The following is a 14,285-nucleotide window of genomic DNA, read 5'->3' on the forward strand; positions in this document are numbered from 1 at the left end:
ATGTTAGGCGAACATTCATCCAAGCAATACGACAACGAACTCGAAGCGATCCGCTCGAAAGTGCTCCTGATGGGCGGCATCGTTGAAACCCAGTTCCTCGATGCGATGACCTGCTTTCGCATCGGCAATCCGGAGCGCGCCGACCGCGTGATGCGCGAGGACGACGTCGTCAACCAGCTCGAAGTGTCGCTCGACGACGCTTGCAGCCATCTGATCGTGCGCCGCCAGCCGACCGCCAACGATCTGCGCACCATCATGGCCACCATCAAGATCATTACCGATCTCGAGCGCGTGGGCGATGAAGCGACCAAGATCGCCCGCGTGGCGAAGAATTTGCACCAGCGCGGCAACGGTGTCGTCAATCATTACGAGATGGTGCGTGGCATCGCCAACACGGCCACTGACATGCTGCATGACGCGCTCGACGCGTTCGCGCGCAACGATGGCAAGCAGGCTCTGGCATTGATCGCCCAGGACGCCATCATCGATCATGAATTCCGCTCTATCATGCGCAACCTGATTACGTTTATGATGGAAGACCCACGCACTATTTCGGCGGCGCTCGATACCCTGTGGGTGGCCAAGGCCATCGAACGGATCGGCGACCATGCGAAAAACATCGCGGAATACGTCATTTACGTGGTGGACGGCAAGGATATCCGCCACACCAAATCGTCTGCCCCTGCCATTTCCGAGGAGCTCCCTGAGTAAGATTTATGGCATCTGATAAAACCACGGTACTGATTGTTGAAGATGAGCCGGCCATCGTTGAACTGGTGACTTATTCGCTGCGCGAGTCCGGCTGGAATTGCTGTTCCGTACAAAACGTCGCCGATGCCTGGGAGTTTATCCAGCACCGCACCCCGCACCTGATCCTGCTCGACTGGATGTTGCCGGACCAGACGGGGCTGCGCTTGCTGTCGCGCATCCGCGCCGACCGTAATTTCGCCGCCATTCCCGTCATTATGCTCACCGCCAAGAGTATGGAAGAAGACAAGCTGGCGGGCCTGAACAGCGGCGCCGACGATTACGTCACCAAGCCGTTCTCGCCGCGCGAACTGCTGGCGCGCGCCAAGGCGCTGTTGCGGCGCAAGAGCCCGGAACACGCGCAGGCGCCCATGCGCGCCGGCAACGTGGCGCTGGACCCGGTCAGCTGCACCGTCATGATGGACGAGCAGAAGATCGATATCGGCCATGCCGAATACAAGCTGCTCAAATTCCTGCTGGCCCACCCCGAACGCGTGTTTTCGCGCAGCCAGTTGCTCGACAAGGTGTGGGGCGACCATGTGGTGATCGAGGAACGCACGGTCGATGTCCACGTGTTGCGCTTGCGCAAGGCCTTGAAGGAGGCGGAAAGCCTGATCAAGACCGTGCGCAGCGTTGGCTACATGTTGTCCGAAAAGTAAAGCCTGTCTTATGAATCCGAAATTGCTGTTCTGGGTGCCTGCCGCGCTGCGCATGGCGCTGGCGCTGGTGGGCGTGGGCGTGGTGTGGTATCTGTTCGGCGCCACCTACGCGCTGGGCATCGCCTTTGTGCTGATGGCGATGATGGTGTTCGTGCAGCTGTCGTATCTGTTCCAGCTCAGTAACTGGCTGGACAATCCGGAAAGCGCCAGGCTGCCCGATGGCTGGGGCGCCTGGACCAGTATTTTCGCGCGCCTGTACCGCATGCGCCGCGACGATGAAAAGAACCAGACCGAACTGACCGAATGGCTGGCACGTTTTCGCCAGGCCATGCATCTGCTGCCCGACGGCGTGGTCATCATGGACGATGTGCTGTTCCTTGAATGGTGCAATCCGGCCGCCGAGAAACACCTGGGCCTGACGCATGAGCGCGACAAGGGCATGCGCGTCACCAATCTGATCCGCAGCCCCGAGTTCATGGATTACATCATCCTCGGCCGCTACGACCAGCCATTGACGATCACTTTCCGCAACCGCAAGCTGATCGTGCAGATCATTCCGTTCGAGAACCGCCGCCAGATCCTGGTTACACATGACGTGACGGAAACTGAACGCCTGGAATGCATGCGGCGCGACTTTATCGCCAACGCCTCGCACGAACTGCGCACGCCGCTGACGGTGATCGTGGGCTTCCTGGAAATTGCCACCGAGCTCGATCTGGACGCCACCACGCGCGCCGCCCATATCAAGCTGATGACGGAGCAGGGCCACCGCATGCAGCACCTGATCGAAGACATGCTGACCCTGTCGCGCCTGGAATCGGTCGACTACCCGCTGCGCCCCGAGCCGGTGGACGTCAAGAAGCTGATGCAGCAGGTGGCGCGCGATGCGAAAGCTTTGTCGGGCGGCAAGCATGACATCAAGCTGGAATACAAAGGGCCGGACGTGCTGGGCAGTTATGACGAGCTGTACAGCGCCTTTGGCAACCTGGCCTCGAACGCCGTGCGCTACACGCCAGCCGGCGGCACCATCACCTTGCGCTGGCAGGACGGCCCGGCCGGTCCGCAGTTCATTGCGCAAGATACCGGCATCGGCATCAGCCAGGAGCATATTTCGCGCCTGACCGAGCGCTTCTACCGCGTCGACAAGAGCCGCTCGCGCGAAACCCAGGGCACGGGCCTGGGCCTGGCCATCGTCAAGCACGTGCTGTTACGTCACAGCAGCACCCTGGCGATCCAGTCCGCTACCGACAAGGGCAGCAGTTTTATCGTCAGCATGCCCAAGTCGGTTGTCAGTCCGCTGCAGGGAGAGTTGCTGGGCAAGTAGGGAAGTCCGGGCAAAAGTCGTTAAAATCAGCAATGACCTTACCAATTGCTACACCTGTCTCTTTTCGCCATGCCAGCGCCCAGCAACTTGCGCAGGCATTGAGTGCGGCGCGCCGGCATACGCTGGCGCTGTTCGAGCGCTATGCGCAGGCTGGCTACGACGTGGCCGCGCGCCTGCCGCAAGAACCGCATCTGCTTCCACCGCTGTGGCAACTGGGCAATATCGCCTGGTTTGCCGAGTGGTTCATCCTGCGCGAAGCACCCTCCAGCCATCCGCTTGATGCCGTCTGCAACGGCTTGCTGACCCTGGGCGACGACCTGTTCGACGCCAATATGGTGGCGCACAGCGCGCGCTGGACGCGGGAACTGCCGGCTACCGGCGCGGTCAGGATGTATGCCCGTGAAGTGCTGGACCGCGTGCTCGACAAATTGTCGCGCGTGGCCAATCGCGACAGCGACCTGTATCCGTACCGTCTGGCGCTGGCCCATGAAGATATGTGCGGCGAAGCCATGCTGGCCGGCTTGCAGTGGCTGGGCCTGGAGGCGCCCGCCATTCTGCTCGACTGCCGCCCGGTGGCGACCAGCGGCGGCCAGAACGCTTTTCCCGGCGCCAGCATCGAGCTGGGCTCGCCGCGCGGCGCCGGCTTTGCGTTTGACAATGAATCGCCGCCGCAAGCGTGTTATGTGCCGCCGTTTGCCATCGACAGCACGCCCGTCACGAACGCCCAGTTTGCCGACTTCGTGCTCGACGGCGGCTACCAGAACCGCCAGTTCTGGAGCGCGGCCGGCAGCGCCTGGCTGATGCGCCAGGAGCGTTCCTCGCCCTTGTACTGGCAACGCGACGCGCTGCATTGGCGCACTCTTCGTTTCGGCCAGCCGGCCATCTTGCCGCCGCAGGAAGCCGTGCGCCACATCAATCTGTACGAGGCGCAGGCATATTGCGCCTGGATCGGGCGCCGCCTGCCGACCGAGGCCGAATGGGAGTATGCTGCGGTGTCCGGCCACCCGCTGTTTCAGTGGGGCCAGGTATGGGAATGGACGGCGACGCCGTTCGAGCCGTATCCGGGTTTCGTACCCGATGCCTGGCGCGAATACTCCGCGCCACACTTCATGCACCGCCAGGTTTTGCGCGGCGCCTCGTTTGCCACGCCGCCGCGGCTGTTCTCGCCGCGCATGCGCGCCTTCCAGGCGCCGGAACGCGGCCAGGGGTTTACCGGCCTGCGCACCTGTTCCTGGTAAGGCTCACGCCAGCCAGCACACCATCACACAGGATTTGTTTTGAGTATAGATAACGCCGCACAATTTGTTCCCAAGCGCATCACGCCCACGCCCGAGCAACTGGCGATCCAGACGTCGCAAAAAAAAGTCGTGCTGATCGACGCCAACGCAGGTGCCGCAAAAACCACCACCCTGGCCCTGCGCCTGGCCGAAGCGCTGCACCGGGGCCGTCCGCCCGAGTGCATGCTGGCGCTGGTATTTACGGAAGCGGCGCGGGTGGCGCTGCGCCAGCGCCTGCTGGAAGTGGGCGTGCCGCTGGGCGTGGTCAAACGCTTGACCATCGACACCTTCGACACCTTCGCCGCCAGGGTGCTGGGCCAGCTCGAGGGCGTGCAGGTGGCAAGCCTGTGCAGCGACGAAGAGCTGCGGCCGGTGGCCTGGAAAGCGCTGGAGGTGGTGTCCGAGAAATATGCCCACCGCTACCCGCTGGAAATCAATACCACCAATGCGGCAATTGCCGAGTTCCTCAAGCTGCAACTGCGCACCAAGGCCAGGCTGGACTTTGACGCGCCCGACTTCGACGGCAATTCGCTGGAAGACAAGCTGGAGATGCTGGGCATGTCGCGTACGCACTATCTGTGGCTGCGCGAATACGAGGGCTTGCGCGGCGCCGATACGGGCGAGATTCAGTTCCGCGCGCCGTTCGACGCCACGTATGACCTGGTGCGCATGCTATGCGACGACGAACCGCTGCGCCAGCAATTGCCGGCCTACCAGATTATTGTCGCCGATGAATTGCATGACCTGAATGAAGCGTCGTTCCGCCTCTTGACCATGCTGATACGGCGCGGCAATGCCTTTTTCTGCGGCGCCGGCGACAAGGACCAGGTGATCTATACCTGGTCGGGCGCCGACCACCGCTTCCTGCGCCAGCGCTTCGAACAGGAGTTTCCGTCCTTGCAGCGCATGCCGCTGACGGCGTCCTACCGCTATGGCACCGAGCTGGCGCAAGCCGTCGGTACGTTGAAGAACAAGCCCAGCGTGTCGGCCCTGACGCGCGGCACGCCGGTCGAGGTGCTGTACTACGACCATGCCCAGCCGCAAGCTTGCTGTGCCCAGCTGATCGCCGCGCTCGAGCACGCGCATGCGGGCACCACCGCGATTTTGCTGCGCGACCGTGACCAGGCGATACGCGTGGAAACGGCGCTGTTCCAGAGCGGCATCGCCTATGGTTTGGTCGACATGAACAGCTATCTGTTGAACCAGGAAGTGCTGATGCTGCGCGGCATGGTTGCGATTGCCCGCATGGACTTGTATGCGATCAAGAGCGGCCCGCGCCGTGGCGAGATACTCGAAGCGCTGGTGGCGTTTGCGGAAATCCCGTTTACGCGCGCGCAATTGCAGCAAGCCAAGGCCGATGTGGCCAGCTATCCGGAGTTGCTGGAAGGCTTTCTGACCAACCAGCTGGCCAAGTCGGTCAACCAGGACAAGGCAGCCCTGACCCTCGCCGCCGTCGAGTACCTGCGTGCGCAGCCTGCCGACGCGCCAGCCGGCCCCGCCTTGCAGCAGGTGTTTGCCATGCTGCAACTGGAACAGACGGCGCGCCGCATCTATGTCGATCCGGCCCAGGCGCGCGTGGTGGCGCGCTCGTTGCACGGCTTTATTGCCGTCTGCACGGAAGCGGGCGTGGCCTTGCAAGGTTTCGCCGGCTGGCTGGGGGAGATGGAAGAGGCGGTGACGGTATCGAGCGGCAAGGCCAAGCTGGTCATCGCCTGCATCGACCAGATCAAGGGACTGGAATACAACCACGTGATCCTGCCGTATCTGGCGGTCGATGAATTCCCTCGCAGCAAAACCGATCCGCTGGAAGAAGAAAACCGCTTTTATGTGGCCGCCACCCGCGCGCGGGACCGCCTTACGCTGTTAACGCCGCAAGACCCCGCGTATCAAAGCCGTTATATTGCCGTGCTGCCGCCTGGCAAGGGCAAACGCTGATTGTTGCCTGGCCTGCATAAATCATTTGCCATGGCCACGCTGTTTGCGCAACAGCAAACGGCGCATACTCTTTGGCTGTGATTGACAGCAAACAAGGAGCAAACCATGAAAGTATTTCTGACAGGTGCGGCAGGTTTCATCGGCAGTTCCATCGCTGCCGGCCTGGTGGCCGCCGGCCATGGGGTGACCGGCCTGGTGCGCAAACCGGAACAACTGGCCGAACTGGCCAGCCTCGGCGTGCAGGGTGTACCCGGCACGCTCAATGACCGTGATTTGATCATCGAACAGGCGAGGGCGGCCGATGCCGTCATCAACACCGCCAGCAGCGACCATCGCGGCGCGGTGGAGGCGATCATCGAAGCGCTGGCCGGCAGCAACAAACCCTATCTGCACACCAGCGGCTCGTCGATTGTCGGCGACGCTTCGGGCGGCGAGGGCAGCGAGCACATCTATCGCGAAGACAAATTGCCGCAGCCGACTGCCGACAAGGCGGCCCGCGTTGCCATCGATGAGCTGGTATTGGCCAGCGCCAGGCAAGGCGTGCGCGCCAGCGTGCTGTGCAATACCCTGATCTACGGCCATGGCGCCTTGCCGCGTGACAGCGTGCAACTGCCGCGTTTGCTCAGGCAGGCGCGCAAGAGCGGCATCGTGCGCCATGTGGGGCCGGGCCGCAATATTTGGTCGAATGTGCATATTGGCGATGTCGTCAGCCTGTACTTGCTGGCGCTGGAAAAATCGCCGGCCGGGACCTTTTACTTTGTCGAGTCCGGCGAAGCGGCGTTCCGCGACATGACGGCGGCGATGGCCGAGGCCCTGCACCTCGGGCCGGCGCAGGACTGGCCGCTGGCCGAGGCCATCGCCGAATGGGGCTATGAAATGGCCTCATACGGCCTCGGTTCCAACAGCCGCGTGCGCGGCGAACGCGCCCGCGCCCTGGGCTGGCAGCCAAGCGGGCCAGCCGTGCTGGACTGGATCAGGCACGATATGCTCAAGCCTCCGCATTGATACAGATCAGAAAACCTGCGCTATGTGCGCTGGCGAACGGTGTAAAAGGACGAGAGCGATTAAGATGGCACCGCTTCGGTTGAGGCGCACTGCCGTGAAGTTGGCGGCATGTTCGATCTTCCAGCAGGTCAGCCGGTCGCCTCAAGGATCGGCACCAGTTTCCAGCGCATGAGTTTGTCATCAAACGCCATGCGCGACATCGCTCGCGATGCACTTTTTCTCCGGCGTTAGTTTGATAATGACCCCTTCAGGGCCGGCTTAGCCGGCCTTTTTTTTATTCCTGCCGCCATACACCGATCCCCGTCCGCCATTCACCGAACAGGCGTTTCCTTTTCCCGTGCCACCGCGTATCGTTACGATCATCCAACAACCAGGGGGCATCGTGAAATCTGAACAAGCTTATTGGCGCCGCAGCCAGCTGCTGTGGGGCGTGCTGCTGATCGTGGTCGGCGCCGTCTTCCTGCTCGACCGTCTCAATATCATCTACCTGCGCGACTATCGCCAGCTATGGCATTATTGGCCAGTGATCATGGTGCTTTTCGGCATCAACAAACTGGTGACGCCGGTCTCGGCCAAGCAGGTCCTGAGCGGCTTGTGGCTGATCTTTTTCGCCGCCTGGTGGTATGTGTCGTACGAAGAACTGTGGAACCTGAGTTTCTACAACAGCTGGCCCGCCCTGTTGATCGCCTGGGGCGCGGGCATGGTGCTCGAACCGCTGCTGAACAAACACTTCATGGCTTACCGGGAGTCCGAACATGAAAAATAAATCACCACTCGACTCGCCATCGCAGATCATCCTGGGCGTGCTGGTGATCGGCCTGGGGCTGGTGTTCCTGCTCGATAACCTCGGCTTGATCAGCGTGCGCCATACCTTCCGGTTCTGGCCCACCATCCTGATCATCTTCGGCCTGCTGAAAATCTCGCAAAGCCGTACCCGCTCCGGCTACGTGCTCGGTGGCGTGATGGTCTTGCTGGGCGTGACCTGGACCTTCCGTGCCATTGGCCTGTTCTATATCAGCTGGAACATGCTGTGGCCGCTCGTGATTATCGGCATCGGTATTGCCGTAGTGACCAAATCGCTGCCAGGTGCGCGGCAACGCCAGCGCCGCCGCCATTTCAGTCCGGCCGAGCCGTCGCGGCCGGTGCCACCGGTTGCGCCGGCGGCTGCCACCATGAGTGGCGTGTCGCTGGACAAGGATGCGCCAGCCAGCAGCCATGCCCAGAGCGCAGCCGGTGCCGAGCGCGACGATGACAGCATCATTGAGGTGTCCGCTATTCTTGGCGGCTTCGTGCGGCGCGTGTCGTCACAGCGCTTTCGTGGCGGCGACATCAATGTGATCATGGCTGGCTGCGAAATCGACCTGCGCCAGTCCTCGATCGAGGGCGAAGCCGTGCTCAATGTGTTCGCCTTGTGCGGCGGCATTACCATCAAGGTGCCGCCCGACTGGAGCGTGATCCTGCAAGGCACGCCCATCCTCGGTGGCTTCGAAGAAAAAACCATCGTGCCGCCGCACCAGCACAAGCGCCTGTATGTGAGCGGCTACGCCATCATGGGTGGCCTGGAAATTCGCAACTAGGCCAGGCTCCGGATGAGCGCAGCCCTGTCCAGACGGCGCACCGCCGTGGTGGCGTTGCTGGTATGCCTGGCGCTGGGCCTGGCGCTGGCGTTCGTGCTGTCGCGCGCGGCTCCCGTGCGCTGGAGCAACGCCGTGCTGCTGGTGGTGCCAGCCACCCTGGTGTACGCCATCGGCACGGGCTTTTCCACCTTCTACCTGTGTCGCGCCTATCCGCTCACTGGCCGCCATCCGGTGGCCATCCTTGGCGTGATGGCGGTGGCGGCCCTGTTTGCCGGCCTGTTGTGGGCGACCTTGCTGCAATTCATCAACAGCCTCAGCCTGCTGCCGGAAGTGCCCTGGCTGGGCGTGCCCCTCAGTCCTGGCTTGCTGCTGCTGTTCTTTGGCCTCGGTGTGTTGCTGTACTGGCTGGCCGGCGCCGTGCAGTATCTGCTGCTGGAATTCGTCCGCGCCAGGACGGCCGAGCAGCGCGGACTGGAAGCGCAATTGATGGCGCAGCAAGCCCAGCTGCGCATGCTGCGCACCCAGATCGACCCGCATTTTTTGTTCAACAGCCTGAACTCGATCAGTGCGCTGACGTCCATCAATCCGGCTGGCGCGCGCACCATGACGGTGGAACTGGCGAGTTTCTTCCGGCAAAGCCTGAGCCTGGAAGCGCACAAGCACATCACGCTGGCGCAGGAACTGGTGCTGATCCGCCATTTCCTGGCGATCGAGCAAGTGCGCTTCGGCCAGCGCTTGCGCGTAGAGGAAGCCATCGATGCGGCGGCGCTGGACTGTCTGTTGCCGCCGATGCTGATACAGCCACTGGTGGAAAATGCGGTCAAGCATGGCATTTGCGGCCTGACCGAGGGCGGCGTGATCGTGCTTGAAGCGCGGCGCGTGGGCAGCCTGTTGCTGCTGCAGGTGCGCAATCCGGTCGAGCAGGAACAGCTGTCGCCGCGCGGCAATGGCGTCGGGCTGGACAATGTACGCCAGCGCCTGCTGGGCGCCTACGGCCATCAAGCCAGCGTGCACTGGGCGTGCCAGGACGGCGGTTTTGAGGTGAGCATATCGATGCCGGCACAGACCGGTTCCACGGAGGAAGCGTAAATGCAAAGCAAGATGCGAGTGGCCATCGTCGACGATGAAATGCTGGCGCGGGCCGTGTTGCGCGAATACCTGGCGCGCCACGACGATATCGAGATCGTGGCCGAATGCGCGAATGGTTTTGAAGCGGTGAAAGCCATCGCCGAACTGGAGCCGGAACTGGTGTTTCTCGACATACAGATGCCGCGCCTGGACGGCTTTGAGGTGGCCGAGCTGATCGGCGCGAAAACCCGTTTGATTTTTGTGACTGCCTATGACCAGTATGCGCTCAGGGCCTTTGAATGCCATGCACTCGACTATTTATTGAAACCCTACAGCGAGCAACGCTTCGAGCAGGCGCTGGCCCATGCGCGCGCGCATCGCACGCCGGCGGCGGCCTTGCAGAGCGTCGTGCACGAGGCCGCCATACGGGCGGTACCGCTGTCGCGCGTGCTGATACGCGACGGCGCCAGGGTGCACGTGATTGCGGCCGCCAGCATCGCCTATGTCGAGGCGCAGGACGACTACGTCAGCATCTGTGCCGACGGCAAATGCTGGCTGAAAAGCCAGCGCCTGAGCGAGCTGGAAAGCCAGCTTGACCCTGCAACGTTCCTGCGCGTGCACAGGTCGTATCTGCTCAATATCGACGCCATCAGCCGCATTGAACCGGCCACCCGAGACAGCCATGTGGCGATCCTCGGCGACGGCACACGCATTCCGGTGAGCAAGTCAGGCTATCAAAAGCTCAGGCTGCTGGAGGGGTAGCACCGCGTTCGAGTTGCACATCCCACCAGGTGGGCATCAACTGGCGCACTTCCGGTCGCGCAAAACGGTCGTCGATCAGGTACACCACACCTTTGTCGGTCTGCGTGCGGATCACGCGGCCGGCTGCCTGCACCACCTTTTGCATGCCCGGATACAGATAGGTGTAGTCATAGCCGGCGCCAAAGATGTCGCCCATGCGCTGGCGTATCTGCTCATTGACCGGGTTGATCTGCGGCAGGCCCAAGGTGGCGATAAAGGCGCCGATCAGGCGCGCGCCCGGCAAGTCGATGCCTTCGCCAAACGCGCCACCGAGCACGGCAAAACCGATGCCGCGCGTTTCCAGCCCGAAGCGCCCCAGGAACTGCGTGCGCGCCGCGTCGTCCATGCGGCGTGGCTGCTGCCACACCGGTATGTCCGGGAAATGCTGGGCAAACAGGGTGGCCGTCTTTTCCATATAGTCAAAGCTGCTGAAAAACGCAAGGTAGTTGCCCGGTGCCGCCGCATATTGTTTCGCCATCAGCTGGACGATAGGCAGCAGGGAGGCGGCGCGGTGCTGGTAGCGCGTGGAAATATTGTCGGCCACGCGCACGGCCAGCTGCTCGGCCAGAAAGGGCGAGTCGACATCGACCCAGGCGGTGCCGGCTGGCATGCCGAGCGTGTCGTTATAGTAATTCCATGGGCTCAAGGTGGCGGAAAACAGGGCCGTGCTGTGGCTGGCCGCGAAGCGCGGCTTGAGGAAGGGTGCCGGCACGATATTGCGGATGCACACTGTCGAGCCGCTGGCCGTCTTGCTGACATCAAACAACGAATGGTCACCGAAGCTCTCGGCCAGGCGGTTGATCAGCAGCACGTCGAAATAAAAGCGCTGCAGGTCCTCGTCCAGCGAGGCCGCATGCTCGGCCATGTAGTCGCCGATGGCGGTGGCCACGCCTTGCAAGGCACCGAAGAACTTTTCCGGCAAGGCCGCATGTACCAGGTAGTCGTCGCTTTGTTCCTTGAGCAGGGCGTTCCACTGGCGGCTGAGGCGGTCGAGCGGTTTTTTCAACGGTTCGGGCGCGAACTTGCGCAGGCCTTTCAGCGCAATATGTTCCAGCTCGGCCGTGTACATGCCGCGTGCGCGCGACACCATATTGTGCGCTTCGTCGACCAGCACATTGACCTTCCAGTCATGCGCCAGGGTCATGCCGTAGAGCATGGCGCTGAGGTCGAAATAATAGTTGTAGTCGCCGATCACGACGTCGCTCCAGCGCGCCAGTTCCATGCCCAGGTAGTAGGGACACACGCCTTGCTGCAGGGCGATGGCGCGCACGGCTTCCTTGTCGAGTATCAGGCCGCTGGCCAGCGCCACTTCGCGCGCCAGCGGCAGGCGGTCGTAAAAACCGCGCGCCAGCGGGCACGACTCACTATGGCAAGCTTTGTCCGGGTGCTCGCAGGCGCTGCTTTTTGCGCTCAGTTCCAGCACCCGCAGCGGCAGCAGCGGCGCGCTGTTTTTCAGGATGGCGCAGGCGTCGAGCGCCATCTGCCGGCCCGGCACCTTGGCGGCTAGAAAGAACAGCTTGTCGAGACCGTGCGCTGCCGTGGCTTTCAACATCGGAAACAGACTGCCTACCGTCTTGCCGATGCCCGTCGGCGCTTGCGCCAGCAGGCAGCAGCCGCGGTTGCTGGCCTTGTACATGGCCTCGGCCAGCTGGCGCTGGCCCGGCCTGAAGCCGGCATGCGGAAAGGCCATCGCCGTCAGTTGAAGGTCGCGGCTGGCGCGGTGCGCCAGTTCCTGCCCGGCCCAGTCGATAAACAAGGTGCAATGCTGTTCAAAGAAGATGCGCAGCGCCTCAGCAGTGCATTCCTCGTGCAGTATGGTTTCCTTCTGGCTCGCGATATCGAAATACACCAGCGCCACGCGCAGCATAGCCAAATTCAAATGCTGGCACAGCAAGTGGCCATAGATGCGCGCCTGCGCCCAGTGCAGCTGGCGGTGGTTGGCCGGCATGGTGGACAGGTCGCCACGGTAGGTCTTGATTTCTTCCAGCTGGCGACGGGCCGGATCGTAGCCATCGGCGCGGCCGCGCACATGCAGCGGACCGAAGTCGCCGGCCAGGCTGACTTCACGCTGGTAATCGTCGTCGCGCCGGCCGGTCACGGTGGCGTGGCCTGCCATGCCTTCCTGGGCCGTGGGCGAGGGCGTGAAGCGCAGGTCCAAGTCGCCCACCTTGGCGGTGAATTCGCACAGGGCGCGCACGGCAATGGTGTATTTGTTCACGCCGCCACCGCCTGCGACCACTGCAGGTAGCACACGCTGACCGGCATCGCGTGCTGGGCGCAATAGGCGATCCAGCGCTGCTGGTTGTCCTGCAGGCGGTCGCCCGGGCCTTTCACTTCGATCATGCGGTAGCGCTGTTCGGCCGGCCAGAACTGGATCAGGTCGGGAAAGCCCGTGCGGTTACTTTTTATGTCGAGCAAGATGCGTTCAAACGCTTTTTTCAAATGTGCGGCCGGGATGCAGGCCAGGGCCAGCTCCAGTAGTTCGTGGTCCAACCCCTGCCAGCTGACAAACGGCGACACAATCCCGGCCTTGGCGGCATAGGTGGCGCGCACGCTGGCGCGGTAGTCGCCATTGTCGAGCTGCACCAGGCAGCTTGCAAAGTCGTCGAGCCGGCGCGCATGGAAGTCGGCGCTGTGCAGGTCGGCCGGTCCACGGTGAAACGGGTGGAAAAAAGCGCCAGGAATCGCCTTGAAAATCGCCGGCCAGCACAACAGGCCAAACAGGGAATTGATCAGGGTGTTTTCCACGTAATAGACCGGTGCGTCCTGCTGCATCAAGTGCTGTTGCACCACGCCTTCCACGTGGCAGCTTGGTTGGGGGAAGGGCAGCAGCAGGTCGATGCGCTCGACCGGTGCGGCAGGGGGGGACGCCTGTTTTGCATGGCCGAGTTTGCGCCGCAAGCGTGGCGCCATGCGCAGCAGCAACTGGCGCTCGGCCTCGCTTTCGGGCGCTTGCAGGGCGATCGACAAACGCTCGTAAGCGGCGCCCGGCTGTTCATCTTTTTCCAGTACGCGTATCGCCCGCCCACGCGCGCCAGGATAGCGGCAGTCGGCGTAGGCGCGGTAGGCGGCGGGCCAGTCCTGCGATTTCTCCAGCTGCTGCGCGATCTGGAATTGCAATTTATCACGGCGGCTGGCCAGCCAGGGGTTGTCGCTGACGGGCGCCAGCGCCGCCAGTTCCTGCAGCACGTCGCCGGGGGAGGCGGGCGCCAGCTCGTCGTTGAAGCGCTCGCGGCACTGATGCAGCACCTCGTAGTGGGCGATATCCTGGCGTGTGCGAAAGCCGCGCGAGGCGAGCGAAAATTCCACTTTTTCATACTGATAGACACCCAGGTCGGACAGCACGAATTCCGACCAGTCCTGGTGGTAATTGCCGAAATAAATCAGGCGCATCCGGTCGCACAAGGGTTGGTTGCAGATGCTGTAGAGCACGTCGTTTGACATCGGATGCCAGGCAGAGAACGGTTGCTCCCCGGCGTGCTGCTCACGCAATGCCTCCAGCTGTTCGGTCTTGCGCGCCGCTTTCAATGGGCCGCTCAAGGCAAACACCTGCTGGACTTCGGGTTTCAGCAGCAGATCGAACAATGTATCGATATCGATGGCCGGGTCCGCTACGACCCAGCCGGTGGCCAGCAGGGGCAGGGCGGCGGCGCGCGTATCGCCGATCTCGGCATAGTTGAGTTTGCTGGCGCGAAACAAACAGCCCTTGCGCATCACGAAGCGCACGAACAGCGCGCGCGAAGGCAGTGGCAGCTGGGCAAATTGTTCGATGAACTGCGTTTCTTCGTCACTGAGCAGATCGGCATAGCGCTCGCTGATCCAGTTCAGCACGCCCTGGAAGTTCTCCAGATAGTACAAGGGATTTTCCAGGACTCTCAACATGATGGGGCAG

At 62.5% G+C, this 14,285-nt stretch carries 12 protein-coding genes; 10 read left to right on the forward strand and 2 right to left on the reverse strand.

From position 1 onward, the window contains the following. The 10 genes from phoU to ACQ4WM_RS17405 all read left to right on the forward strand — a co-directional run bounded on the left by phoU (window position 1) and on the right by ACQ4WM_RS17405 (window position 10,354). The gene (gene phoU / locus ACQ4WM_RS17360) at window positions 1-711 is read left to right on the forward strand and encodes a phosphate signaling complex protein PhoU (protein WP_436547911.1); all 711 of its coding nucleotides are present in this window, start codon (window positions 1-3) and stop codon (window positions 709-711) included. A gap of 5 nt (window positions 712-716) precedes the next feature. Beyond that, on the forward strand, window positions 717-1,406 hold the full coding sequence (locus tag ACQ4WM_RS17365; protein WP_034755074.1) for a response regulator: 690 nt from the start codon (window positions 717-719) through the stop codon (window positions 1,404-1,406). Between the two features lie 10 nt (window positions 1,407-1,416). Further along, a complete protein-coding gene (gene phoR / locus ACQ4WM_RS17370) occupies window positions 1,417-2,730 on the forward strand; it encodes a phosphate regulon sensor histidine kinase PhoR (RefSeq protein WP_436547912.1) in 1,314 nt (437 codons plus the stop codon). A gap of 32 nt (window positions 2,731-2,762) precedes the next feature. Beyond that, window positions 2,763-3,968, forward strand: coding sequence for a selenoneine synthase SenA (gene senA, locus ACQ4WM_RS17375; protein ID WP_436547913.1), 1,206 nt, complete (start codon window positions 2,763-2,765; stop codon window positions 3,966-3,968). 39 nt (window positions 3,969-4,007) lie between these two features. Then, window positions 4,008-5,942, forward strand: coding sequence for a UvrD-helicase domain-containing protein (locus ACQ4WM_RS17380; RefSeq protein ID WP_436547914.1), 1,935 nt, complete (start codon window positions 4,008-4,010; stop codon window positions 5,940-5,942). 105 nt (window positions 5,943-6,047) lie between these two features. Further along, window positions 6,048-6,947, forward strand: coding sequence for an NAD-dependent epimerase/dehydratase family protein (locus tag ACQ4WM_RS17385; RefSeq protein WP_436547915.1), 900 nt, complete (start codon window positions 6,048-6,050; stop codon window positions 6,945-6,947). Window positions 6,948-7,329: 382 nt separating this feature from the next. Continuing rightward, entirely contained in the window at window positions 7,330-7,713 is a 384-nt protein-coding gene (locus tag ACQ4WM_RS17390) for a LiaI-LiaF-like domain-containing protein (RefSeq protein ID WP_436547916.1), read from the forward strand. Further along, window positions 7,703-8,524 (forward strand): LiaF transmembrane domain-containing protein, encoded by an 822-nt coding sequence (locus ACQ4WM_RS17395; protein ID WP_436547917.1) that lies wholly within the window; start codon window positions 7,703-7,705, stop codon window positions 8,522-8,524. Before ACQ4WM_RS17390 ends, ACQ4WM_RS17395 begins: the two co-directional genes overlap by 11 nt. 12 nt (window positions 8,525-8,536) lie before the next feature. Next, window positions 8,537-9,613, forward strand: coding sequence for a sensor histidine kinase (locus ACQ4WM_RS17400; RefSeq protein WP_436547918.1), 1,077 nt, complete (start codon window positions 8,537-8,539; stop codon window positions 9,611-9,613). Window positions 9,614-9,625: 12 nt separating this feature from the next. After that, on the forward strand, window positions 9,626-10,354 hold the full coding sequence (locus ACQ4WM_RS17405) for a LytR/AlgR family response regulator transcription factor (protein ID WP_436547941.1): 729 nt from the start codon (window positions 9,626-9,628) through the stop codon (window positions 10,352-10,354). Here the strand turns inward: ACQ4WM_RS17405 and ACQ4WM_RS17410 are convergent. Together ACQ4WM_RS17410 and ACQ4WM_RS17415 are read right to left on the reverse strand one after the other, a co-directional pair. After that, the gene (locus ACQ4WM_RS17410; protein ID WP_436547919.1) at window positions 10,335-12,611 is read right to left on the reverse strand and encodes an ATP-dependent DNA helicase; all 2,277 of its coding nucleotides are present in this window, start codon (window positions 12,609-12,611) and stop codon (window positions 10,335-10,337) included. The two genes, ACQ4WM_RS17405 and ACQ4WM_RS17410, sit on opposite strands and share 20 nt — an antisense overlap. Beyond that, entirely contained in the window at window positions 12,608-14,275 is a 1,668-nt protein-coding gene (locus ACQ4WM_RS17415; protein ID WP_436547920.1) for a VRR-NUC domain-containing protein, read from the reverse strand. Before ACQ4WM_RS17415 ends, ACQ4WM_RS17410 begins: the two co-directional genes overlap by 4 nt. Window positions 14,276-14,285: the final 10 nt, after the last annotated feature.

Origin of the sequence: Janthinobacterium longum, assembly GCF_051380735.1 — a bacterium.
Classification (GTDB): domain Bacteria; phylum Pseudomonadota; class Gammaproteobacteria; order Burkholderiales; family Burkholderiaceae_D; genus Janthinobacterium.